This is a genomic window from Arenimonas alkanexedens, from assembly GCF_054781355.1.
In genome coordinates, this window is sequence record NZ_BAAGUO010000003.1 from 223,234 (window position 1) to 246,339 (window position 23,106).

The 23,106-nt window shown below is 64.0% G+C and carries 26 protein-coding genes; 19 read left to right on the forward strand and 7 right to left on the reverse strand.

The window, feature by feature from the left end:
• Positions 1–28: 28 nt before the first annotated feature.
• Complete coding sequence (locus ACYVGY_RS09025; RefSeq protein WP_460457157.1) at positions 29–781, reverse strand: FAD-binding oxidoreductase; 753 nt, start codon at positions 779–781, stop codon at positions 29–31.
• A gap of 117 nt (positions 782–898) precedes the next feature.
• Here ACYVGY_RS09025 and ACYVGY_RS09030 point away from each other — a divergent pair, with 117 nt between their 5' ends.
• Together ACYVGY_RS09030 and ACYVGY_RS09035 are read left to right on the forward strand one after the other, a co-directional pair.
• Positions 899–1,852 carry an ABC transporter ATP-binding protein gene (locus tag ACYVGY_RS09030; protein ID WP_460457158.1) on the forward strand — a complete coding sequence of 318 codons (954 nt, stop codon included), beginning with the start codon at positions 899–901 and terminating at the stop codon, positions 1,850–1,852.
• Entirely contained in the window at positions 1,849–2,616 is a 768-nt protein-coding gene (locus ACYVGY_RS09035) for an ABC transporter permease (protein WP_460457159.1), read from the forward strand. The genes ACYVGY_RS09030 and ACYVGY_RS09035 overlap by 4 nt, the downstream gene beginning before the upstream one ends.
• A gap of 9 nt (positions 2,617–2,625) precedes the next feature.
• On the opposite strand, the gene ACYVGY_RS09040 is transcribed toward ACYVGY_RS09035, so the two are convergent.
• Together ACYVGY_RS09040 and ACYVGY_RS09045 are read right to left on the reverse strand one after the other, a co-directional pair.
• Positions 2,626–3,864, reverse strand: a complete 1,239-nt coding sequence (locus ACYVGY_RS09040; RefSeq protein WP_460457160.1) for an adenylate/guanylate cyclase domain-containing protein — start codon at positions 3,862–3,864, stop codon at positions 2,626–2,628.
• On the reverse strand, positions 3,861–4,661 hold the full coding sequence (locus tag ACYVGY_RS09045) for a TatD family hydrolase (RefSeq protein ID WP_460457161.1): 801 nt from the start codon (positions 4,659–4,661) through the stop codon (positions 3,861–3,863). Before ACYVGY_RS09045 ends, ACYVGY_RS09040 begins: the two co-directional genes overlap by 4 nt.
• Positions 4,662–4,750: 89 nt before the next feature.
• On the opposite strand from ACYVGY_RS09045, the gene hrpB reads away from it, so the two are divergent.
• Both hrpB and ACYVGY_RS09055 read left to right on the forward strand, forming a co-directional pair.
• Positions 4,751–7,432 carry an ATP-dependent helicase HrpB gene (gene hrpB, locus ACYVGY_RS09050; protein ID WP_460457162.1) on the forward strand — a complete coding sequence of 894 codons (2,682 nt, stop codon included), beginning with the start codon at positions 4,751–4,753 and terminating at the stop codon, positions 7,430–7,432.
• A gap of 94 nt (positions 7,433–7,526) precedes the next feature.
• Positions 7,527–7,952 carry a hypothetical protein gene (locus ACYVGY_RS09055; protein ID WP_460457163.1) on the forward strand — a complete coding sequence of 142 codons (426 nt, stop codon included), beginning with the start codon at positions 7,527–7,529 and terminating at the stop codon, positions 7,950–7,952.
• Between the two features lie 63 nt (positions 7,953–8,015).
• Here ACYVGY_RS09055 and ACYVGY_RS09060 read toward each other — a convergent pair whose 3' ends face one another.
• Both ACYVGY_RS09060 and ACYVGY_RS09065 read right to left on the reverse strand, forming a co-directional pair.
• Positions 8,016–8,774 carry a class I SAM-dependent methyltransferase gene (locus ACYVGY_RS09060; RefSeq protein WP_460457164.1) on the reverse strand — a complete coding sequence of 253 codons (759 nt, stop codon included), beginning with the start codon at positions 8,772–8,774 and terminating at the stop codon, positions 8,016–8,018.
• A 26-nt stretch (positions 8,775–8,800) separates the two neighbouring features.
• Entirely contained in the window at positions 8,801–9,346 is a 546-nt protein-coding gene (locus ACYVGY_RS09065; RefSeq protein WP_460457165.1) for a pseudouridine synthase, read from the reverse strand.
• A 63-nt stretch (positions 9,347–9,409) separates the two neighbouring features.
• Here ACYVGY_RS09065 and ACYVGY_RS09070 point away from each other — a divergent pair, with 63 nt between their 5' ends.
• Positions 9,410–11,170 (forward strand): ABC transporter ATP-binding protein, encoded by a 1,761-nt coding sequence (locus ACYVGY_RS09070; protein ID WP_460457166.1) that lies wholly within the window; start codon positions 9,410–9,412, stop codon positions 11,168–11,170.
• Between the two features lie 293 nt (positions 11,171–11,463).
• Positions 11,464–11,748 (forward strand): hypothetical protein, encoded by a 285-nt coding sequence (locus ACYVGY_RS09075; RefSeq protein ID WP_460457167.1) that lies wholly within the window; start codon positions 11,464–11,466, stop codon positions 11,746–11,748.
• A gap of 86 nt (positions 11,749–11,834) precedes the next feature.
• On the opposite strand, the gene ACYVGY_RS09080 is transcribed toward ACYVGY_RS09075, so the two are convergent.
• Positions 11,835–12,758: an IS110 family transposase gene (locus ACYVGY_RS09080; protein ID WP_460457168.1), complete on the reverse strand. Its 924-nt coding sequence runs from the start codon at positions 12,756–12,758 to the stop codon at positions 11,835–11,837.
• 708 nt (positions 12,759–13,466) lie between these two features.
• On the opposite strand from ACYVGY_RS09080, the gene ACYVGY_RS09085 reads away from it, so the two are divergent.
• Genes ACYVGY_RS09085 through ACYVGY_RS09095 form a run of 3 tightly spaced genes read left to right on the forward strand, consistent with a single transcriptional unit; the run spans position 13,467 to position 14,646 of the window.
• A complete protein-coding gene (locus ACYVGY_RS09085) occupies positions 13,467–13,886 on the forward strand; it encodes a hypothetical protein (protein ID WP_460457169.1) in 420 nt (139 codons plus the stop codon).
• A 14-nt stretch (positions 13,887–13,900) separates the two neighbouring features.
• A complete protein-coding gene (locus ACYVGY_RS09090) occupies positions 13,901–14,188 on the forward strand; it encodes a hypothetical protein (RefSeq protein ID WP_460457170.1) in 288 nt (95 codons plus the stop codon).
• Positions 14,189–14,247: 59 nt separating this feature from the next.
• Entirely contained in the window at positions 14,248–14,646 is a 399-nt protein-coding gene (locus tag ACYVGY_RS09095) for a hypothetical protein (RefSeq protein WP_460457171.1), read from the forward strand.
• A 78-nt stretch (positions 14,647–14,724) separates the two neighbouring features.
• Here the strand turns inward: ACYVGY_RS09095 and ACYVGY_RS09100 are convergent, their stop codons facing one another.
• Complete coding sequence (locus ACYVGY_RS09100; RefSeq protein WP_460457172.1) at positions 14,725–15,654, reverse strand: IS110 family transposase; 930 nt, start codon at positions 15,652–15,654, stop codon at positions 14,725–14,727.
• A 240-nt stretch (positions 15,655–15,894) separates the two neighbouring features.
• On the opposite strand from ACYVGY_RS09100, the gene ACYVGY_RS09105 reads away from it, so the two are divergent.
• From ACYVGY_RS09105 to ACYVGY_RS09150, 10 genes are all read left to right on the forward strand, one after another.
• Positions 15,895–16,200, forward strand: a complete 306-nt coding sequence (locus ACYVGY_RS09105) for a barstar family protein (RefSeq protein WP_460457173.1) — start codon at positions 15,895–15,897, stop codon at positions 16,198–16,200.
• Between the two features lie 422 nt (positions 16,201–16,622).
• Complete coding sequence (locus tag ACYVGY_RS09110; RefSeq protein ID WP_460457174.1) at positions 16,623–16,973, forward strand: DUF3024 domain-containing protein; 351 nt, start codon at positions 16,623–16,625, stop codon at positions 16,971–16,973.
• 86 nt (positions 16,974–17,059) lie between these two features.
• Positions 17,060–17,404 carry a DUF6122 family protein gene (locus tag ACYVGY_RS09115; RefSeq protein ID WP_460457175.1) on the forward strand — a complete coding sequence of 115 codons (345 nt, stop codon included), beginning with the start codon at positions 17,060–17,062 and terminating at the stop codon, positions 17,402–17,404.
• A 98-nt stretch (positions 17,405–17,502) separates the two neighbouring features.
• Positions 17,503–17,922: a putative signal transducing protein gene (locus ACYVGY_RS09120; RefSeq protein ID WP_460457176.1), complete on the forward strand. Its 420-nt coding sequence runs from the start codon at positions 17,503–17,505 to the stop codon at positions 17,920–17,922.
• Positions 17,923–17,928: 6 nt separating this feature from the next.
• Positions 17,929–18,261, forward strand: a complete 333-nt coding sequence (locus ACYVGY_RS09125; RefSeq protein ID WP_460457295.1) for a hypothetical protein — start codon at positions 17,929–17,931, stop codon at positions 18,259–18,261.
• Between the two features lie 66 nt (positions 18,262–18,327).
• The gene (locus ACYVGY_RS09130) at positions 18,328–18,867 is read left to right on the forward strand and encodes a hypothetical protein (RefSeq protein ID WP_460457177.1); all 540 of its coding nucleotides are present in this window, start codon (positions 18,328–18,330) and stop codon (positions 18,865–18,867) included.
• Between the two features lie 512 nt (positions 18,868–19,379).
• The gene (locus ACYVGY_RS09135) at positions 19,380–19,568 is read left to right on the forward strand and encodes a hypothetical protein (RefSeq protein ID WP_460457178.1); all 189 of its coding nucleotides are present in this window, start codon (positions 19,380–19,382) and stop codon (positions 19,566–19,568) included.
• Positions 19,569–19,658: 90 nt separating this feature from the next.
• A complete protein-coding gene (locus ACYVGY_RS09140; protein WP_460457179.1) occupies positions 19,659–21,173 on the forward strand; it encodes a catalase in 1,515 nt (504 codons plus the stop codon).
• Positions 21,174–21,207: 34 nt separating this feature from the next.
• On the forward strand, positions 21,208–21,684 hold the full coding sequence (locus tag ACYVGY_RS09145) for a DUF302 domain-containing protein (protein WP_460457180.1): 477 nt from the start codon (positions 21,208–21,210) through the stop codon (positions 21,682–21,684).
• 85 nt (positions 21,685–21,769) lie between these two features.
• Positions 21,770–23,050, forward strand: a complete 1,281-nt coding sequence (locus ACYVGY_RS09150) for a Xaa-Pro dipeptidase (protein WP_460457181.1) — start codon at positions 21,770–21,772, stop codon at positions 23,048–23,050.
• Positions 23,051–23,106: the final 56 nt, after the last annotated feature.

Consider the following 23,106-nt stretch of genomic DNA (forward strand, 5'->3'; position numbering starts at 1 on the left):
GCCGGCCGGGGCCGGATACGGCGGGGCGTTATTTGCTGCTGACGTACTTCTCGCGACGGATATGCGGCACCGGCAGCCCCGCGGCCTTGAGCACCTCGAAGGTGGCGTCGACCATGTTCGGGTTTCCGCACAGATAGGCGATGTCGCCTTCGGCCGAGGGCGCGAACTCCGCCAGCACGTCCTGGACATAGCCCTGGCGCACGTCGGGATGCGGGTCTTCGGGCAGCTCGCGGCTGAAGCAGGGCACGAAGCGGAAGTTCGGCTGGGTTTCGGCGAAGGCGTAGAAGTCTTCCCCGTAGATCAGCTCCTCGGGCTTGCGGCAGCCAAACAGCAGCACGACTTCGACATCGCGCTCGCGCATCAGCTCAGCCAGCCGCGGCAGCATGGCCCGGTAGGGCGTGATGCCGGTGCCGGTGCCCACCAGCAGGTAGCGGCGATTGCTGTCCGACGGCACCAGGCAAAACCGCCCGTAGGGGCCGCTGGCCTGGATCTGCTGGCCTTCGTCCATGGCTTCGAAAAGCGCCGTGGCGGCGCCGCCGGCGACGTAGCTGACCGCGATTTCGATCGCTTCGCCCGGGCCCATGGCGTGGTCGTGCATGGTCGCCAGCGAATAGCTGCGCTTGGTGGCGGTGCCGTCCGGATAGTTGAAATGCACCTGCACAAACTGGCCCGGGATGAAGTCCAGGGGGTGCCCGTCATCGCGGGCGAAGGCAAGGTGGCGCACGGTCGGGGCCAGCATGCGGCTGGCAACGAGGCGTAGCGGGAACTGCACGATGGCCAAGACGAACTCCAGAATCGGGAAACTGTGTACCGCGACAAACGCGGGGGCAGGGCGGCAAGGCCGATATAATAAGGCCCACAGACCCCCGGCGCAGCGCCGGCGAGGTCCAGGAGACCCATGCCCAACCATCCCGCACTCGAGATCACTGATCTCCGGAAGACCTATGCCACCGGTGTCGAAGCCCTCAAGGGCGTGTCGCTCACCGTGGATCCCGGCGACTTCTATGCCCTGCTTGGCCCCAATGGCGCCGGCAAGTCCACGCTTATCGGCGTCGTCAGTTCACTGGTGAACAAGACCTCGGGCGAGGTAAAGGTGTTTGGCATCGACCTGCACACCAACCGCTCCGAGGCCATGCGCCAGATCGGCCTGGTGCCGCAGGAGATCAACTTCAACATGTTCGAGCAGCCGTTCGATATCTGCGTGAACTACGCGGGTTTTTACGGCATCCCGCGTGCAGAAGCCGAGAAACGCGCCGAGCAGGAGCTCAAGAAGGCCCACCTGTGGGAAAAGGCCCGCACCATGTCGCGCACCCTGTCGGGCGGCATGAAGCGCCGGCTGATGATTGCCCGCGCCATGATGACGCGGCCGCGGCTTCTGATCCTGGACGAGCCCACCGCCGGCGTCGACATCGAAATCCGCCGCGGCATGTGGAAGACGCTCAAGGAGGTCAACGCCGCCGGCACCACCGTCATCCTCACCACGCATTACCTCGAGGAGGCCGAAAACCTTTGCCGCAACCTCGCCATCATCGACCACGGCCGCATCATCGAGCAGGGCCCGATGCGCACGCTGCTGGCCAAGCTTGACGTCGAAGGCTTCCTGCTCGACGTCGAAGGCGAGCTGCCGGCGACCCTGCCCAGCATTCCCGGCGCCACGCTGCTGGCCGAGAACACCCACACCCTGGACGTCGAGATGCCGCGCGAAATGGACCTGACCCGTGTCTTCGCCGCGCTGGGCGCTGCCGGCATCCGGGTACGCTCTATGCGCACCAAGTCCAATCGCCTCGAGGAGCTGTTCATGCGGCTCACCGGCCAGCCCGACGCCGCCGCCGCGAAGGAGGCGTCCGCATGAGCCAGAACCTTACCGCGCTCAAGACCATCGCCCGCCGCGAAATCGCCCGCATCCTGCGCATCTGGGCCCAGACCCTGGTGCCGCCGGCGATCACGATGACGCTGTACTTCCTGATCTTCGGCAACCTGATCGGCTCGCGCATCGGCACCATGGACGGCATCAGCTACATGGACTTCATCGTGCCGGGGCTGGTGATGATGTCCATCATCCAGAACGCCTACGGCAACATCAGCTCGTCTTTCTTCGGGGCCAAATTCGGCCGCCATATCGAGGAGATGCTGGTCAGCCCGATGCCCAACTGGGTCATCCTGGGTGGCTACGTCGCCGGCGGCCTGCTGCGCGGTTTGATGGTGGGTGTGATCGTGCTTTTCATCGCGATGTTCTTCACCGAGGTGCGCCTGCCGAATCCCTTCATCACCCTGGCCACGGTGCTGCTGGGCGCGACGATCTTCTCGCTGGCCGGCTTCGTGAATGCGGTGTACGCCAAGAAGTTCGACGACGTCGCGATCGTGCCGACCTTCATCCTGACCCCGCTTACCTATCTGGGCGGCGTGTTCTATTCGGTGAAACTGCTGCCGGACTGGGCCCAGGCAGCCACCCACCTCAATCCGATCTTCTACATGGTGAACGCGTTCCGCTACGGCCTGCTGGGCCAGAGCGACGTGTCCATGGTGACGGCGTTTACCCTGATGATCGGCTTCGTGCTGGGCCTGGGCGCGCTGAGCCTGTGGCTGCTCAAGCGGGGCGTTGGCCTGCGCAGCTGAAGCGGGGCATCAGGCGGGCGGCTGCAGCAGGTAGACCGCCATGTCGCCCTTGCCCTTGATCTCGAGCTGGCCGCGCGGCGACAGCGGGTAGGCGTCACCCAGCAGGCGGGCGGTGACTTCCGTCACCTGCACCGCACCCGGTACGCCGTGCGATTCCATGCGGGCGGCGGTGTTCACCACGTCGCCCCACAGGTCGTATGCGAACTTGCGCCGGCCAATCACGCCAGCCACCACAGCGCCGCTGTGGATGCCGATGCGCACGTCCAGCGCAGCGCCGGTGTCCGCGCGCAGCGTGCGCACCGCATCCACCATGCCCAGCGCCAGCGCGGCGAGCACATGGGCGTGGTCGGCGCGCGCCGTCGGCAGTCCGGCGGCGACCATGTAGGCGTCGCCGATGGTCTTGATCTTCTCCACGCCGTGCGCATCGGCCAGGTCGTCGAAGGCGGTGAAAACCTGGTTAAGCAGGGCCACCAGCTGTTCCGGGTCCAGGCGTTCGGCTAGCTGGGTGAAGCCGACGATGTCGCAGAACAACACGGACACGTCGGAATGCCGCTCGGCGATGGCCTGCTCCGGCGCGTCCTTGAGGCGCTGCGCGATTGCCGCCGGCAGGGTGTTGAGCAGCAGGCGCTCGGAGCGCTCGCGCTCCCAGTCCAGTTCGCGCTCCATGCGCGTCGCCGCGCGTTCGAACAGAAAACCGATCGCCATCACCACCACGAACACCAGTGCGAAGTTGGCCGCGAGATAGCCGCGCAGTTCGTCCGCTGGCAGGGTATATACCGGCGCGAACCGGCCACTGGCATCCCAGAGCGCCAGATAGCCCAAGCCCACCGCCGCCGACAGCAGCGCACGCTGCAGCGGCTTTCCGAACGGCGAGAACAGGATCACCAGCGGCACCAGCAGCAGGTAGTAGTGGAAGCCGGCGCCCCAGCCCAACAGCCAGGTCGCCATCAGGCCTTGGCCCGCCAGCTCGAGGCCCACGCCCACGGTGCCCACCAGGTGCCAGCCTCGCGGCAGGCCCGGCCGCAGCACGAACACCCAACCGGCGAACAGGTATACCGGCAGCGTAAGCAGGCTGTAGACCACCAGCTCGGGCACGCCGCGCCAGAGGAACCAGGGCAGCAGGGTCAGGTGCGCCACCAGCCCGAGCAGTGCACAGGAGGCTGCGAATACACGCCAGCGCGCGTTGCCCACGCCGGCGGCCGAAGGGCGGCGAAGGCGTTGCCAGGCGGTGGGCAGCCAATGCGTCATGGCGCGGGTGCGGGCAAGCCGAAGAACGCCGCCGCCGTTGCCGTCGTCGCGGCCGCAGTGACCGCGACCTCTTCGCCGCGATCGCGCGCCAATTCCTCGACGATGTGCGCCAGATACATCGGCTCGTTGCGGCGGTGGCTGGGCATCGGCTTTACCGTCCGCGGCAGCAGGTAGGGCGCGTCGGTTTCCACCATCAGCCGGTGCGCCGGGATGTCTTTCACGAATTCACGCAGGTGCTTCCCGCGGCGCTCGTCGCAAAGCCAGCCGGTGATGCCGATGTGCCAGTCCTGGTCGAGGCAGTCGAAGCATTCGGCGCGGGTGCCGGTGAAGCAGTGCACTACCACCGGGCCGAGCTGGCCTTCGAAGGCCTTCATGATTCCCATGAAGTCACCATGCGCGTCGCGCTGGTGCAGGAACAGCGGCAGCTTCGATTCCGCCGCCAGCTCGAGCTGGCGTTCGAAAGCGCTGCGCTGGACCGGCCGCGGCGAGAAGTCGCGGTGGTAATCGAGGCCGCACTCGCCGGCCGCCACTACTTCGGGCTCGGCCTGCAGCGCGCGCAGCTCGGCGATGCCCTCGGCGGTGCACTCGGTGGCGTGGTGCGGATGGATGCCGGCCGTGGCCCAGAGCAGGCCGGGATGCGCCTTGGCCAGTTCCAGCGCGCGCGCTGCACCGGCGCGGCTGGCCCCGGTGACCACCAGCCGCGTCACGCCAGCCAGCACCGCGCGCTGCAGCACGGCGTCGAGGTCGGCGTCGAAGCTTTCGTGGCCCAGGTTGGCGCCGATGTCGATCAAGTCCATGGCACGGTCCGGTTCGAAAGACGGCAAGTCTAGCCGCCCTGACAGGGATTCGACTCGACGCGCGGCGCCGCGCTCTCTAGCCTAGCGCGGTGAACCCCACCGCCACCCGCCCCGATTTCCCGATCGCCGAGCTGCTGCCGCAGCTGCTGGCTAGCTTGGAAGTTCATCCCCGACTCGTGCTCGAGGCGCCTCCCGGCGCCGGCAAGACCACCCAGGTGCCGCTGGCCCTGCTGTCGGCGCCCTGGCGCGGCGATGGCCGCATTCTCATGCTTGAACCGCGCCGCGTCGCCGCCCGTGCCGCTGCCGGATTCATGGCGCGCCAGCTGGGTGAAGCGCCGGGCGATACCGTCGGCTACCGGATTCGCTTCGAGTCAAAAATTTCGGCGCGCACACGTATTGAAGTGGTGACCGAAGGCATCCTCACCCGGATGATCCAGGACGACCCGACCCTGGACGGGGTCGCGGCCATCGTGTTCGACGAATTCCACGAACGCCACCTTGCCGGTGATCTGGGATTGGCCTTGGCTTTGGACGTGCAGTCGGCGCTGCGTGAGGACCTGCGGCTCCTGGTGATGTCGGCGACGCTGGACGGCGAGAAACTGGCGCGGTTCCTGGATGCGCCGCGGCTGACCAGCGCGGGGCGTAGCTATGCGGTGACCGTGGCGCATTTTCCGGCGCGGCGGGAGGAGCCTGCGGTCGCGCAGTTGAAGCGGTGCGTGGCGGAGGCGTTGGCGAAGCATCCTGGGGATTTGCTGGTGTTTTTGGCGGGGCGGCGGGAGATTCTGGAGGCGGAGAGGGTGTTGGCGGGTTCCCCTCTCCCCAACCCCTCTCCCACAAGGGGAGAGGGGCTTCAAAGCGGCGCCGCTCCCCCGCACTCTGCTCCCTCTCCCCTTGTAGGAGAGGGGCTTCAAAGCGGCTCTGCTCCCTCTGCCCTTGTAGGAGAGGGGCTTCAAAGCGGCTCTGCTCCCTCTCCCCTTGTGGGAGAGGGCCGGGGAGAGGGGGGCGGACTCGCCATATTCCCCCTCCACGGCGACCTCCCCCTCGAAGCCCAAACCGCCGCCCTCGCCGAAGACCCGCAAGGTCGCCGCCGCATCATCCTCGCCACCAACGTCGCCGAAAGCTCGGTCACCCTGCCGGGCGTGCGCGTGGTGATCGACACCGGCCTGGCGCGCGAGCCGCGCTACGAACCCAACTCCGGCTTCTCGCGCCTCGATACGGTGGCCATCTCGCAGGCTTCGGCCGACCAGCGCGCCGGCCGCGCCGGTCGTGTTGCCGCGGGCTGGGCCTATCGGCTGTGGCCGCAGTCGCAGCGGCTTGAACCCATGCGAACACCCGAGATCGCCCAGGTCGAACTCGCCGGCCTGGCCCTGGAGCTTGCCGCCTGGGGCGACGCCAACCTGCGCTTCGTGGATGCACCACCGCCCGGCCCGCTGGCGGCAGCGCGCGAACTCCTGCAGCGCCTGGGCGCACTCGACGAGGTGCTGCGCATCACCGCCTTCGGCCGCGAGCTGATGGCACTGGGCACGCACCCGCGCCTGGCGGCCATGCTGAAAGCGCCGCGCGTGGCGTCCGAGCGTGCCTTGGCCTGCGACCTGGCCGCGCTGGTGGAAGCCCGCGATCCGCTGCGTAGCCGACAAGACGACATCGCCAGCCGATGGCAGGCGCTGGCCGCGTTCCGGCGCGGCCGGGTCGGGCCCGATGCGCATCGTGGCGCCTTGGCCGCGATCGACAGTGCCGCCAAGCAATGGCGTCGCCGCCTGCGCTGCGAGGCCTTGCCGCCCGCAGACGCGCCCGCGCATTTGCTCGGCGACCTGCTGGCGCATGCCTTCCCCGACCGCATTGCCCGGCAGCATCCGGGCGAACCGCGCCGCTACCAGCTGGCCAACGGCCGCATGGCGCGAATATTCGACGACAGTGCGCTGTTCGGCGAGCCCTGGATCGTTGTCAGCGAGCTGCGCTTCGAGGCCAAGGACTCACTGGTGCTTCGTGCCGCGCCGGTGGACGAAGCGCGCCTGTTGCGCGACTTCCCGACGCGTTTTTTCGAAGGCGACGTGGTGCGTTGGGACGGGGCCGCGCGCGCGCTCGTGGCTCGCCGCGAACGACGCTTCGACCGCATCACGCTGGAAAGCAAACCGGCCGGTCGGCCTGACCCGGCCCTGGCCGCGCAGGCGCTGTCGGACGCCGTGGGCGAACTGGGTCTGGACGCGCTGCCCTGGACCGAAGGCCTGCGCCAGTGGCGCGAGCGCGTGCGCTGCCTGCGCGACTGGCTGCCCGAGCTGGGCCTGCCCGACCTGTCCGATGACGCGCTGCTCGCCAGCCGCGAGCAGTGGCTTAAGCCTGCCTTCATCGGCAAGACCCGCCTGGACGCACTGGATGAGGAGGCGCTGGGCGAAGCACTGCGTTCGACCCTGGACTGGTCGCTTCGGCAGAAGCTCGACACCCTGGCGCCGCGCCGTATCACCGTGCCCTCGGGCATGGAGCGTGGCATCGACTATGGCCACGGTCGGGCACCGGTGCTGGCCGTGAAGCTGCAGGAACTGTTTGGTCTGGCCGACACGCCACGCGTTGCCGACGGCCGGGTGTCTTTGACCTTGCATCTACTTTCCCCGGGCGGAAAGCCGCTGCAGGTAACCCAGGACCTGCGCAGTTTCTGGGCCAACACCTACCCGGAAGTACGCAGGGAAATGAAAGGTCGCTACCCCCGTCACCCCTGGCCGGACGACCCCTGGACCGCCACCGCGACCCACCGGGCCAAGCCCCGCGGCACCTGAGGCCGGGATGCGTGCGGTGCGCCGTTCATGTTTTTGGGCGTAATCTGTTCAGGCTATTGCACAAACCCTCCCCTAAACCTACTGGAGATCCGCCATGAGCAAGACGAGCAAAACGAGCAAGATTGTTTCGACCGCGCTGGCCAAGCTCAGCGACGGTAGCGATATGGCCAAGAAGGCCTGGAAGAATTCCGACCTCACCAGCAAAGCCAGCGCCCTGGTTGGCGCCGGCGCCAGCCTGGCTGCGGTCAAGAAGGGCGGCTCGGCCGCGGTGAAGACGGTGCGCAAGCATCCGGTGGGCGCCGCTGTAACCGCCGCTACCCTGGCCGCCGTGGGCGCCGCCGTCTACATGGTCAACAAGAAAAAGAAGGCAGCGACCGCGAAGCCGGCAGCGAAGAAGGCCTCCAAGCAGATCGCAGCGAAGAAGTCGGCTGCGCCCGCCAAGAAGGCGGCCGCGAAGAAGGCACCGGCTAAAAAGGCTGCAGCCAAGAAAGCCCCGGCCAAGAAAGCCGCCAAGAAGTAATTCCTGTAGGAGGGCCTTCAGGCCCGAAGCTCTTCGCCAAAAGCTTCGGGCCTGAAGGCCCTCCTACAGCTCGTCGGGGCTGCGGCCGGCGCGAATGGAAAGCGGCCAGCGTACTTCGCGACGCGTCTCGGGCCCGCCCCAAGCCGCTTCAAACTGCCCGGCCAATTCTGATACCGCGTCGCGGCCGGTCTCGCGCAGCAGGCGTTGACTGCTTGACCACGTGCGCAGGTAGGCCAGGTACTGGGCCAGGTCCCATTGCAGCGTCATTTCGAAGCGCGGTGCATCGCTGATCGGCTCGAATGGAAAAGACAGGTGCCGGTAGCCATCGTCCACGTGGCGGCGCTCAGGTGGCCAGTAGCCGCCCAGCCGCTCGTGGTAGAGCGTGTCGAAGACATCGTCCACGCCGTGGTCCACCCGCGTCCGGCCGTAGCACCACACCGCCACTACGCCGCCCGGACGCAGCACCCGCAGGGTCTCGGCGCAAAAACGCTCCTGATTGAACCAGTGGTAGGCCTGCGCGGCTGTTACCAGGTCGACGCTGTGGTTGCGCAGGGCGCTGTGTTCGGCCGATTCCACCCGCCAGGTAATGCGGGGGTCGACCGGCGCGGCGGCGATCTGGGCTTCGCTGGCGTCGCTGGCATGCACGCGCTGGAAGTGGTGCGCCAGCGCCAGACTGGCCTGGCCGTTGCCGCAGCCAACGTCCCAGGCCAGGTCATGATGACGGCACTGGTCGGAAACCCAGGCAAATAGTTCCTTCGGATAGGTGGGTCGTGCCCGCGCGTATTCGGCGGCGTGCCCCGAGAAATGATCCTGGAAAATCATCCCCTGGCTCTCCGGTGGACCCATGGCTATTGCGTCAATTCCCGCCACTGCCCCGGCGGCAGGCCTTCGAGCCGGTGCGGGCCGACGGCGATGCGCAGCAGGCGCAGGCAGGGCAGGCCCACCGCGGCGGCCATGCGCCGTACCTGGCGGTTCCGGCCTTCCGTGATGGTCAGCTCGATCCAGCTGTCGGGCACCGTCTTGCGCCGCCGTACCGGGGTTTCGCGCGGCCAGAGCCAGTCGGGCGCACCAATCAGCACCTGCGCCTTGGCCGGCCGGGTGACGCCGTCGGACAGGGTGACGCCGCTGCGCAGCTGCGCCAGATGCTCGTCCCCCGCCTCACCTTCAACCTGCACCAGGTAGGTCTTGGGCCAGTGGAATTTGGGCGAGCTGATGCGCGCGATCAGCGGACCTTCGTCCGAGAGCAGCAGCAGCCCTTCGGAGTCCTGGTCGAGCCGGCCGGCGGCGTAAACGTCCGGTGGCAGCGAGAAGCCGGCCAGAGTTGGCCGCGGCGGCACCGTCTTGTCGGTGAACTGCGAGAGCACACCGTAGGGTTTATTGAAGGCGATCAGCATCGTGCCAGTGTATCCCCGTGGGACACTGAGCGCTTGTCCCAGCCCGAATTTCCCGGAGAGCGCATGCCCGCGACCCACCCGCTGCGCCGTTTGGCCGGCTTCGCCCGGCCCCAGCGGCGAAATGCCGTGCTGGCCACCGTCTACTCGGTGCTCAACAAGATCTTCGACGTCCTGCCCGAACTACTGATCGGCGTGGCGGTGGACGTGGTGGTGAACCAGGAGGACTCGTTCATGGCCGGTTTCGGCCTGCCCGACCCCCTGCACCAGCTCTACGCCCTGGTGGCGCTGACGGTGGTGGTCTGGGTGGCCGAGTCCCTGTTCGAATACCTGTACGCCCTGAAGTGGCGCGGCCTCGCCCAGGACCTGCAGCATTCGCTGCGGCAAGCGGCCTATGGGCATGTCCAGAAACTGCCGCCGGCGATCATTGAGCGCGAGCGCAGCGGCCGGCTGATGGCGCTGATGAACGAGGACGTGAACCAGATCGAGCGATTCTTGAACACCGGCGCCAACGACCTGATCCAGGTGCTGGTGTCGTCGCTGCTGGTGGGCGCGGTGTTCTTCGTGCTTACCGCCGACCTGGCGGCGCTGGCCATGCTGCCGATCCCGCTGATCCTGATCGGCGCGTTCTGGTTCCAGAAGCGGCTGGCGCCACGCTATGCCGGCGCGCGCGAGGCCGCGGCCACGGTATCGGCCCGGCTCAACAACAATCTGGCGGGCATGGCCACGATCCAGGCCTATACCGCCGAGGATTTCGAGGCGGCCCACCTGCGCGAGGCCTCGGACGGCTTCCGCGCCCGCAATGCCGAGGCGATCCGGTTCTCGGCGGCCATCACGCCCGTGATCCGCATGGCCATCCTGGCCGGCTTCGTGGCGACCTTGCTTTACGGCGGCATCCTCACCCTGCGCGGCGAGCTGGGCGTGGGCAGCTACTCCGCCCTGGTGTACCTGACCCAGCGGCTGCTGTGGCCGCTGACCCGCCTGGCCGACATGACCGACCTGTACCAGCGCGCGATGGCCTCGGTGAATCGCATCATGGACTTGCTGGATACCCCGGTGCCCGCGCGCGGCAGCGATCCCCTGCCTTCCCCTGCCAAGGGCGCGCTGCGCTTCGAGGCGGTGGGCCATGACTACGACGGCCGTCCGGCCGTCCATGCGATCGACCTGGCGGTGCCGGCCGGCGCCACCGTTGCCCTGGTTGGCGGCACCGGCGGCGGCAAGAGCACTTTGCTGAAACTGCTGCTGCGTTTCATTGACCCTAATCGCGGAAGAATCCTGATGGACGGTGCGGATATCGCCGGCCTGGATCCCGCGGCGCTGCGCCGTGCCATCGGCTACGTCGCGCAGGAAGCTTTTCTTACCGACGGCAGCGTCGCTGACAACATCGCCTATGGCGAACGCGGCGCGGACCGTGCGCGGGTCGAGGCCGCTGCGCGCGCCGCCGAAGCGCATGCCTTCATTGCCGCCATGCCGGACGGCTACGACAGTCCGGTCGGCGAGCGCGGCAGCCAAATGTCCGGCGGCCAGCGCCAGCGCATAGCCCTGGCCCGCGCTCTGTACCGCAACCCGGCCATCCTGGTGCTCGACGAGGCAACCTCGGCGGTGGACAACGAAACCGAAGCCGCCATCCAGCGCTCCCTCGCCGTCGCCGCCCGCGGCCGAACCACGGTGGTGGTGGCGCATCGCCTGAGTACGGTCAGGCACGCAGACGCTATCCATGTCCTGGACGCTGGCCGAATCGTGGAGTCAGGCACCCATGATGAACTGGTGGCGCGCGACGGCGCGTACGCGGCCCTGTGGCGACTGCAGACGGGCGAGATGGTTTGATCTGGGCTGTTTGTGCGGGCGAGGACAAGGCGCACGCGCGCAGCGCTAGCTGGGACAACGCTCTTGCCGAAACTGCATTCGCGATATGCGCCCTCAGACGCTCCAATAAGTAGATATATCCCACTAATGAGGCCCTCCGCGGACGGCCGATCGTGATCCCGCAATGCGGGAGTCGGTAAGCGGTTGAATTTGAGAATAAAGCTACTTGACCGGCAAGCTTTTTTCAGAGAACCATACGCATTTATGCCTCAAGTTCGAGGCCTATTAGGTGTTAGGCGTCAGAGGAGAGATCCGTGGATATCGAATTCTCAATTGGAGATGCGCCGGCCAGGCTTCTACGAGGGTGGTTCTTCGGAGGCATGAGAATCGAGACCCCTAAGGACAGCGTCTGGCTGCAACACCCGATGAGCCTGAGCACGCACTTCTCTTTCCGGCTTACTCAGTCTTGGGAGCGGCGCATCGAAGGCCGCACAGTCCGGGTTGAGAAAATTAGGCCGCTCTTAGTTGCAGGTGCCCGCCGGCAAACGTATCGCATCTTTGTTGATGACGTGCCCGCTGGCGGCAGCCATGGCTACTAGACTGCCGCCTAACCAATCATTCAAGCCGACGCCTTCGGCGCGGCTTAACTCAGCAACTGTCTTGAACACTGGCCCAGCCAGACCTTTCAGGCGGTAGGCACGGCGTCCATCCGAAGCTCATCCCTGCGCCTGGCGTTGACGATTCCCAGCAGCTTCCGCATGCAGGCTACGAGCGCAACTTTGGCGATCTTCCCGCGGGCGCGCAGCTGCTGGTAATGCGCTTTCATCGGCGGATCCCAACGCACGGCCGACAGCGTAGCCATGTAGAGCGCGACGCGTACCTCGGCACGGCCGCCCTGGATTCTTCGTTTGCCTTGGCTCTGGCCGCTGTCGCGGTTCATCGGCGCGACGCCAACCAGCTTGGCCACCTGTTGCCGACTCAGTTCACCCAGCTCGGGCATCAGCGACAGCATGGTCGCTTGGAACATCGGCCCCAGGCCTTTCGACGAGCCGACGGCGGGCGTTGCGTGTTCGTGGACCAGCGCCTTCATCGCGGTGTCCACGGCCTTCTGCTCGCGCTGCAGCGCGGCGAGCGTGCGACGCATCAGCGGCCGGATCACGGCATCGGTCATGGCCAACTGCTGTCTTGTGCGCTGGATCGCTTCGGTCACCTGGTGGCGCCGACGCAGCCAGCCGCGCAGTTCCGCCTGCCACGGCGCGATCGGCCGGTGTTGGCGAAGCCGGGCGTGGAACACGTCCGCCATCTCCGCAAGCATCGCGGCATCGAGCCCATCGGTCTTCGCCAGCTGGCCCGTCGCCCGGGAGAAATCCCGGCCATGCCGCGGGTTGATGCGAGCCACCCAAAGGCCGGCTTCCGCACAGGCCGCAAGAACAGCCTCCTCGTAACCGCCGGTCGCCTCGAGCACGACCCGCGTCGCGCCCTTGGCCTGCAGGTGCCGGACCAGGGCTCGAATCCCGGCCGGAGCATTGGCAAACCGCTTAACGCCCTTGTGGCCATGCACCGCCACATCCAGCGCGGCCTTTCCCACGTCGATCCCGACTGAACTCATCGCCATTCTCCGTTAGAGTTGGAATGCCGAGAGACCTCACGGCCAGCCCACGCTTATCGGTGCGAGGGTAACCTCGCGCAACTGTTCGGGCGGAGGCCGTGAGCGCCGGTGTGCGGCCCATGCTGAGTTACGGTGCGGCTACACCGAGGTGTTATCGGGCTCGCACACCGGGCTCTCGGCACTTAGGCTATAAGAATCGAAAGACATAAAGGTGTTAGGCGCGATGCAAAGATTCTTGGCGATCGCTGCGCTCAGTTTTGCGTTGGTGGGCTGCGCAACATTGCCGCCGGTCACTAGTTCGGCTTCGCTTACGGTTCGCTCCTACGACCGCAGCACAGGAGACTACGTCCTTGAGCTGCGCAACGATTCGGCTCGACCCATTCTCTATCTCAATCCCTATCTGACGTTCCACGTGGTTCGATCACCCAATCCCGAGGCATTCCCGGAATCACCAGACGGAATGGTGCTCATGGTCCATGACACCAAACTGGATCCAGGCGCATCTGTCACGTTTTCCGGCCAGTGCACTTCAGAGGGCATTTGCTCAAGGCCAAATACTTACGCCGCAGTCCGGGCGTGCTGGTTCACGGAGGCTTGGACTTGCGAGGAGTACTTGCCTGTCTGGTCGGCTAGACCGTTAAATGGAGCCTAACCAATCATTCAAGCCGACGCCTTCGGCGCGGCTTAACTCAAGGTGTTAGGCCGCAAATGACAATCCTCCGCCAACTGATGATTGTTGAGGCGTCTGCACTCTTGGCGCTGCTTGCTGTCGCCGGAGCTATGGCCGCTTATGGTGCCGCGGATTCTGTTCTTCATTCCAACGCCATTCTCGATCCGGCTGCCTCGGCAAAGTTAGGTTTCGGATACACCGCGATTATTGGGCTTCTGCCGGCAGTGCTTTACGGCGCACCAGGCTATGTTGGCCTGCTGCGGCATAATCGCGCTCGCTGGCCTTATGTGCTCATGCTCGGCGTCTTGCCGGGGGTCCTCCTTCTACCTTTTGAGCTATCTTTGGGCTTCTTCGCAGTTCTGTGTGGCGCAGCTGTTTCGCTTGTTACACATTTCCTATGTCGGCGACTGCGGCCTAACCAATCATTCAAGCCGACGCCTTCGGCGCGGCTTAACTAAGGTGTTAGACCTCAGTGGACGCACCTCGCAAGATCGTTCTCCACTCGCTTGGCGGTTCGCGATCTCACCTGCCCGAGCTGGTGGGCACCTGGATCGCTGAGGGTGTTGGCTACGTAGGCGTCGTTGGTGAGGATGCGGCGGAGATCGAAGACGAGATTGATGGGTTGTGTATTGGCGACGGCACCAACTCCTACTTCCTGCTTACCGCTTCACACGGCACAGACGAGACACTGCAAGACGCGATTCAATTGGCGGAGCAAATAGCAACGGTTGCGGGCACAATTGCCGTGGTTGAGCTCTAACTAATCATTCAAGCCGACGTGCCTCCGGCACGCGGCTTAACTTAGGTGTTAGGCCCCGAATGAAGACTCTCACCGAGCCTGTTGGAACCGAGATCGATTGGTTCGACGGTTCAAGCGTTGCTGAGATAAGCAACTCCGAAACTGGACTTCGAATAGTTCTCCGAGCCGCAGGCGGTCGGGGCCCCTACGCCGAAGTGCACTTCCCGTTTGTCCGAGCGTTCCAAGCAATGGACGAGGGCGACATGGTAGGTCTGATAGATGCGTCCCTTTCCGGCCGTCATGTAGTATTTCGGGTGTTGGGCGGCGGCTGGAAGGATGCGGTGTCTGATCGATATCTCATGACGTCTAGCGGCGTTCCCGAGTTCCACGAGTGGCTGGTGGTATCTGACATTGGCCAAATGGTCTCTGTCGTTTCATTCTACGAGCCGCACGTACGCGAGTACGGGCACGGGCCCTAACCAATCATTCAAGCCGACGTGCCTCCGGCACGCGGCTTAACTCAGCAACTGTCTTGAACACTGGCCCAGCCAGACCTTTCAGGCGGTAGGCACGGCGTCCATCCGAAGCTCATCCCTGCGCCTGGCGTTGACGATTCCCAGCAGCTTCCGCATGCAGGCTACGAGCGCAACTTTGGCGATCTTCCCGCGGGCGCGCAGCTGCTGGTAATGCGCTTTCATCGGCGGATCCCAACGCACGGCCGACAGCGTAGCCATGTAGAGCGCGACGCGTACCTCGGCACGGCCGCCCTGGATTCTTCGTTTGCCTTGGCTCTGGCCGCTGTCGCGGTTCATCGGCGCGACGCCAACCAGCTTGGCCACCTGTTGCCGACTCAGTTCACCCAGCTCGGGCATCAGCGACAGCATGGTCGCTTGGAACATCGGCCCCAGGCCTTTCGACGAGCCGACGGCGGGCGTTGCGTGTTCGTGGACCAGCGCCTTCATCGCGGTGTCCACGGCCTTCTGCTCGCGCTGCAGCGCGGCGAGCGTGCGACGCATCAGCGGCCGGATCACGGCATCGGTCATGGCCAACTGCTGTCTTGTGCGCTGGATCGCTTCGGTCACCTGGTGGCGCCGACGCAGCCAGCCGCGCAGTTCCGCCTGCCACGGCGCGATCGGCCGGTGTTGGCGAAGCCGGGCGTGGAACACGTCCGCCATCTCCGCAAGCATCGCGGCATCGAGCCCATCGGTCTTCGCCAGCTGGCCCGTCGCCCGGGAGAAATCCCGGCCATGCCGCGGGTTGATGCGAGCCACCCAAAGGCCGGCTTCCGCACAGGCCGCAAGAACAGCCTCCTCGTAACCGCCGGTCGCCTCGAGCACGACCCGCGTCGCGCCCTTGGCCTGCAGGTGCCGGACCAGGGCTCGAATCCCGGCCGGAGCATTGGCAAACCGCTTAACGCCCTTGTGGCCATGCACCGCCACATCCAGCGCGGCCTTTCCCACGTCGATCCCGACTGAACTCATCGCCATTCTCCGTTAGAGTTGGAATGCCGAGAGACCTCACGGCCAGCCCACGCTTATCGGTGCGAGGGTAACCTCGCGCAACTGTTCGGGCGGAGGCCGTGAGCGCCGGTGTGCGGCCCATGCTGAGTTACGGTGCGGCTACACCGAGGTGTTATCGGGCTCGCACACCGGGCTCTCGGCACTTAGGCTATAAGAATCGAAAGACATAAAGGTGTTAGGCCTGCTATGGCGTATGCATCGCTTCTGATGAAGAACATCTCCAGCTGGGCTGACTTCCATTCGGCCTCTCGTGCTGCCTTCGGCTTTCCTAGCTTCTACGGCAACAATGGCGACGCGTGGATTGACTGCCTCAGCTATCTTGACGAGGACTGTGGCATGTCCGCGTTCGTTCTAGGTCGTGATGAAGCCCTAGAGGTAATGCTCGCTGGCTACGGCGAGTTCGCAGCAAAGTTCCCGGAGATTGCCCTTGGCATTACCCAGCTCTTTGCCGCGGTAAACTCCCGTTACGCGGAACGGGGTGACTTCCTCAGGCTGCGATTGGCGCTGACCTAATGGGCACGCCTAACCAATCATTCAAGCCGAACCCACTGCGTGGTTCGGCTTAACTCAAGAGTTAGGCCGCATGATTTCGAGATGGGCTAGTCCAACCAGTGACAACGGGCATAGAGGCTTCGCTCACCGACTGATGGTCGCGGCGATAGCTACGTTCCTTGTCACTTTCATCGCAGCAGTCGCCCTCACTGGCCGCGGCCACGATGTCTTCACTCTTGCCACTCTAGCCGTGCCATTGGTGGCGGTATCTCTGCTCGCTGGGCTAGTCTCCGCTGCGGCGGTTCGTCAGGGCGGCGTATTGCTGGTCGTTTTTTCTCAATCGCTTGCCTTATTTTGCATCGGGCTATGGACGCACCTGGCCTAACCAGTCATTCAAGCCGAACCCACTGCGTGGGTCGGCTTAACTCGGACGTTAGGCGCTTATGGCCTTTGGTGAACTCGAAGCGAGACGCTTGAAGAACGCGCTTGATGCCTTCATCGAGCGTCATCGACCGCCGCCGCACATTCGCCCGGAACTGGATCTTTTCTATTTCATCAACGGGCAGAGCGTAGAGATTGGTGAGGTTCGGCCTCGATGGCGCGGTTCCCCCGGCGAATTGCAGCACCGACCTGTCGCAAAGGCCACCTACGTCAAGACCACGGGCCGCTGGCGCATTTTCTGGAAGCGCTCAGACCTCAAATGGCATGGATACGCTCCTGCGCCACATGTCACGAAGGTCGAGGAGTTTCTATCGCTCGTCGCCCAGGACGAATTCGGCTGCTTCTTCGGGTAGCATCTGCGCCTAACCATCAGGTGTCCACTTTTGCGTAGGAAGTCCCCGCGGCGCGGCTTAACTCAAGGTTTTGTCCCTTTGCAGTCATGAGCCATATCGCCCTCCACTTCATCGTCCCTATGCTCGTCGCGCTTGTGTTCTATCGCAGTAGGTGGCGCAGCGCTTCATTGATCATGGTCGCGACCATGTTGGTTGATGCGGATCACCTGCTCGCCAATCCAATCTACGATCCCAATCGGTGTTCTATCGGCTTCCACCCGCTGCACACATCACTTGCCATTTGTCTCTACGTCGCTCTCTTTCTTCTTCCTCTCATCGCCAGGAAAGATCAGCTCAATACGAGGCTCCATTCAGCAGCACGCATATCGCATCTGATCGGCGCAGGACTTCTAATTCACATGGCACTTGATTGGATCGATTGCCTGGCATGACGCAAAGAGAAACTACTCGGCATGGAACGGCCGAACCATTCGTTCAAGCCGAGGCTTCTTTGCGTCCAGGCTTAACTCAGGCATTAGCCCGCTAGATCATGCTTACAACCGTCGGCCGTTATTTCGACCCTTGGGAGGCCCATGTTCTCAGGGCGCGGCTCGAGTCCGAGGGCATTCCTGCAACCGTCGCGGGAGATCAGCACATCATCGCCAATTGGCCCTTGTCGGTTGCGCTGGGTGGGGCTGCGCTGCAGGTCCCTGCCGCCTATCTGGCACAGGCCCAAAAAATCGTAGCGGACTACCACGCTGGCTCCCTTGAGGCAGACTTGCTGGCGGAGCATCCTGACGCTGCGGACGCCTGCCCGACTTGCGGTTCCGGAGAGGTTGTTGGGTCAGTTCCGCTGGGGCAACGCGCGCTGACAATTGCGACCTTCTTACTCGCAAGTGCTCCATTTCCTGCCAGAGCTTCCCGCATGCATTGCCAAGCGTGTGGCCACGCCTGGCGGTACGGGGGTTGACCAATCATTCAAGCCGACTTGGATCCACTCACCACACCTGACGGTCGCTACATCGTAGTTCGCGACCGTTTATGGCGGGCGGCGAATCCGGATCTCGCACCTGAGGTTCGGGCAAGGCTCGTCAGTGCACTCATGGATGCGCGCCGGGCGGTCAAAGCTGCCAGTCGAGCCCGAGACGAGAAGCGACTTGCCGCCGCTCGTAGCGCTGTAAATACAGCTAAGATTGCCCTAGGCGAACGCGGTCCCGTTTGGTGGACTGACGGAGCCAAGGACTTCAATCGGTACCTGGCCAAGAACACGCCGTACGCAGATTGGTACTCAGCTGTTGCGGTACCGTAGGCCGAATCATTCGTTCAAGCTTAAGCCGCTGCGCGGGTCAGATTAACTTAGGTGCCATACCCTGCCATGACCGAATCGCAGTTGAGGGGGGAGACAGGCCAAGCGTTGAGCCTGGAACAGCAAATTTCCTACTTGAGACGATTTGGGGAAGTTTGGCCGCTAAGGACCGTAGTCGTCGTGTGCGCTCTGGTCGGAGTTGCCGCGGTGTACGCGTTCAGCCAATCCAGTCACGCGCAGTTGAACGTTTTCTTCTTGTTTGTTGCGGGCGTCAGTGGACTACTGGCTATCGCTATCTCAACGCAGCTACCCGACCTGAAGCGCGCTGCCCGGGCAACGCGAACTGGCCGCCGGGTTAAAGGCCTGATCAAGCTGACCGTTGACCGCAGCGACTCGGACAGTATCGTAGTCGCTGGCGAGATGCGCGACGGCAGGACACTCTGGAATTTGCACTTTGGCAGGCCGTTCGGCTGGAACCCCCAAAGCGGTGAGTGGCCCTGTGAAATGGTGGTGCTCTCGGACGAGAAGGTTCCAGCGCTGGTTGAATTCGAGAACGGGCTGCTATTGCCCACCAGAAAGTCTCACAGAATTATCGGACGCAGCACATAGCAATTTCTTCATGCCGAGGCCATGTTCTGGTGGCGGCAAACGGGAACAGATCTCTCAGGCCCGCCCGCTCGACGGGTCGGCCGAGCTCGGACAATAGGCGCCAGAGGGTAACGTATGACTCGCTATAAAGCTGCACGCACCATTGCTTCAGTCGTGGCAGTTGCTGGTTGGGGGATCACAGCGCTTTGCTTGCTGATTCTCATCCTTACTCTATTTGGAGTGCTGCTACCTATCCTCGCACTAATATCCTGGCTTCCCCTCTTGGTAGGGGCAATCCTTGGCTTGGCAATAGTGCTGGGGAGCCACGTCGCCCGCGCAGTTTTCGACATCGCTGACAAGTGATGGAAGGGCAGCTCGCCGGCGCCTAGCGAGTCGTTCAAGGTGAAGCCCTTACGCGGGTTGACGCGAACTAGGCGCCGATTTCAAATTATCAGGGACCATCCCAATGGTCGAAAGCAAGACCAATCCAATTGGGGCGGAAGTGGAGGATTAACTTTTCTCAAGGAGCGTGTGTGGCGATTTTTCAGGTGGTCCTACTAATCTTCGGTGTGGTGTTCTTTGCGTTGGGCTATCGCAAGCTCAATCGCAACTGGATGCTGCTCGGCACTGTCCTGTTGGTTTTCGGCCTGGTGGCTCCCGAGGCTATTCAAGGATTCCGTGATGGTTTTGCGGAGGGCTACAACGAGGCTCGCCACCGCTGACCCTCCAGCATCACGCATCTGGCCAGGAGCTTGCTTCTGCGGCTCCGGGTGTAAGCTGGATTTCACTCCCACAACCTGGAGGAATTGGTCATGACCGATAAAGCCCCGAACAATGGAAAGTGCCCGGTAACCCACCTGACGACGGCCTTCGGTGCCCCCGTGGTGGACAACCAGAACTCGATGACCGCCGGCAAGCGCGGACCGGTCCTGGTGCAGGATGTCTGGCTGAATGAAAAGCTCGCGAACTTCGTGCGCGAGGTCATTCCCGAGCGCCGGATGCATGCCAAGGGATCCGGTGCGTTTGGCACGTTCACCGTTACCCACGACATATCCCGCTACACGCGCGCGAAAATATTTGGCGAAGTGGGCAAGAAGACCGAAATGTTCGCCCGCTTCAGCACCGTGGCTGGTGAGCGGGGCGCCGCCGATGCCGAGCGTGATATTCGTGGCTTCGCACTCAAGTTCTATACCGAGGAAGGCAACTGGGACATGGTGGGCAATAACACCCCCGTGTTCTTCCTGCGCGACGCCAAGAAATTCCCTGACCTCAACAAGGCCGTCAAGCGTGATCCGCACACCAACATGCGCTCGCCGACGAACAACTGGGATTTCTGGACGCTACTGCCAGAGGCGCTGCACCAGGTAACGGTGGTGATGTCCGATCGGGGCATCCCCAAGAGCTACCGGCATATGCACGGCTTCAGCAGCCACACCTACAGCTTCTGGAACGAAGCCGGCGAGCGCTACTGGGTCAAGCTCCACTTCAGGACGCAGCAGGGCATCGAGAATCTTACCGACGCCGATGCTGCGGCGGTGGTGGCCGATGACCGGGAAAGCAATCAGCGAGACCTCTTCGAAGCGATCGAGCGCAAGGACTTCCCGCGCTGGAAGATGTTCGTGCAGGTCATGCCCGAGGCAGACGCGGAAACCTATCATGTTCATCCCTTCGACCTGACCAAGGTTTGGTACAAGGGGGACTACCCGCTTATCGAGGTGGGTGAGTTCGAACTGAACCGGAATCCCGAGAACTACCACATGGACGTCGAGCAGGCAGCCTTCTCGCCCTCCAACCTGGTGCCCGGCATCAGTGTTTCCCCGGACAAGATGCTTCAGTCGAGGCTTATCAATTACCCCGATTCGCAGCGCTATCGTTTGGGTGTGAACTATCAACAGGTTCCGGTGAATGCTGCCAAGTGTCCGGTGATGAGCAACCACCGTGATGGACTGGGCCGTTCGGACGGGAACTACGGTGGTCTTCCGCACTACCAGCCCAACAGCTTCGGTCAATGGATGGATCAGCCCGAGTTCGCAGAGCCGCCGCTGAAGATTGATGGCAATGCGGCCATGTTCAACTTCCGCGAGGATGACGACGACTACTACAGCCAGCCGCGCAAGCTGTTTCAGCTGATGACGGCTGAAAAACAGAAGCTGCTGTTTGAGAACACCGCGCGAAACATCATGGGCGCTCCGGACTTCATCAAGCAGCGGCACATCGACAACTGCACGCGCTGCGACCGGGCCTACGGCAAAGGCGTTGCAGATGCCCTGGGCATGTCGATCAAGTCGCCTGAGGATCTTTCTGCCAAGCCTGAGTTGGCGGAGTGAGTCGTTCGCGCAAGGAAACTGGAATGGGTCAGTCATGAAGCTCATCTTTTCCCTGGCGGCGTTGACGGTTCTGTGCGCGCCGTTGACCAGTCAGGCGGCGGACGGACTGCTGGCCTTGAAGAGTCCGCGGCCGGCCCAGGAAACCATGGACCGGACGGAGCGTGCCGTTACAACGCGCGGCCTCAAGGTGTTCGCAAGAATCGACCACGCCGCCGGGGCCGCCACGATCGGTCAACAGCTGCGACCCACGGAGCTGCTGATCTTTGGTGATCCCAAAGGTGGCACTCCCCTCATGGCCTGTGGGCAGTCCGCCGGCATCGATCTGCCTCTCAAGGCGCTGGTCTGGGAGGACGCTTCGGGCCAGGTCTGGCTCGGCTACAACGATCCGGCCTATCTGGTGGAGCGCCATCACATCGCCGACTGCGCTGCCGCGGTCGCGGAAAACATCGGCAAGTCGCTTCACAGCCTTGCCTCCGAGGTACTTGGGCCGGAGCCGTCGACGCCCGAGTGATCTCGAAATTGCGGAACCGGGCGCCGCTTGCCGACAGCGGCGCCCGATTGGCTACACTCGGGCTACCTCCGATCGAGACGCTGCCATGACCCCGCGATATCTTGTTCCGACCCTGCTGGGTGCTGCCCTGGCCCTGGCCTCTCTGCCGGCCGCGGCCGATACCGTGCTGATCTCGGCCGAGCGACTGCTCGACGTCCGCACCGGTCAATGGATCCAGAACCCCGAGATCCTTGTCCGCGAGGGCAAGATTGCCCGCATCACCCGCGGCGCGGGCGAGCCGGTCGCTGATGCGCGGCGCATTGATCTGGCCGGCATGAGCCTGGTGCCGGGCCTGATCGACATGCACGTGCACCTCGATTCCGATCCGAGCTACGGCGGCTACACCGGCCTGCAGTTCACCGACAGCTTCTGGTCCATGCTCACGGTAAAGCACGCCGGCGACACCCTGGACGCGGGCTTCACCACCGTGCGCAACGTCGGATCGGACAACTGGAACGACGTCGGGCTGCGCCAGGCGGTGGAAGAAGGCAAGGTGCGGGGTCCGCGCGTGGTCAGCGGCGGCTATAGCTTCGGCGCGACCGGTGGCCATTGCGACAGCACCTACTTCCCGCCGTCGTTTGATTCGAAGAACCCCTACAACGCCGACGGCCCCGAGGAAGCGCGCAAGCGCGTTCGCGAGATCCGCAAGCACGGTGCGCAGGTGATCAAGGTCTGCGCCACCGGCGGCGTGTTCTCCCGCAACACCGAGCCGGGCCAGCAGCAGCTGAGTGAAGCCGAGATGCGCGCAGTGGTGGAGGAGGCGCACCAGTGGGGCCTGAAGGTGGCCGCGCATGCGCACGGCACCAGCGGCATCAATGCCGCCATCCGCGCCGGCATCGACACCATCGAGCACGCCAGCCTGATTGACGACGAGGGTATCGCCCTGGCCAAGAAGCATGGCGCGTGGCTGTCGATGGATATCTACAACACCGAATACACCCAGGCCGAAGGCAAGAGGAACGGGGTGATGGAAGACAACCTGCGCAAGGATCGCGAAATCGCCGACGTGCAGCGCGAGGGCTTCCGTCGTGCGCACGCCGCGGGCGTGGGGATGGTTTACGGCACCGATGCCGGCGTGCATCGCCATGGCGACAACGGCAAGCAGTTCGCGGTGATGGTGCGCTACGGCATGACGCCGCTGCAGGCCATCCAGTCAGCGACCGTGAACTCGGCCGAAGCCCTGGGCCGCAATGATGTCGGCGTCGCCGAGGTGGGTCGCTTTGCGGACCTGGTGGCCGTGGCTGGCGATCCGACCCAGGACGTGACGCTGCTCGAGGCCATTCCGGTCGTTATCCAGGGCGGCGAGATCGTCAAGGACGCGCGCTGACCTGAACGTGTAGGAGGGCCTTCAGGCCCGAAGCTCTTGGCGAAGAGCTTCGGGCC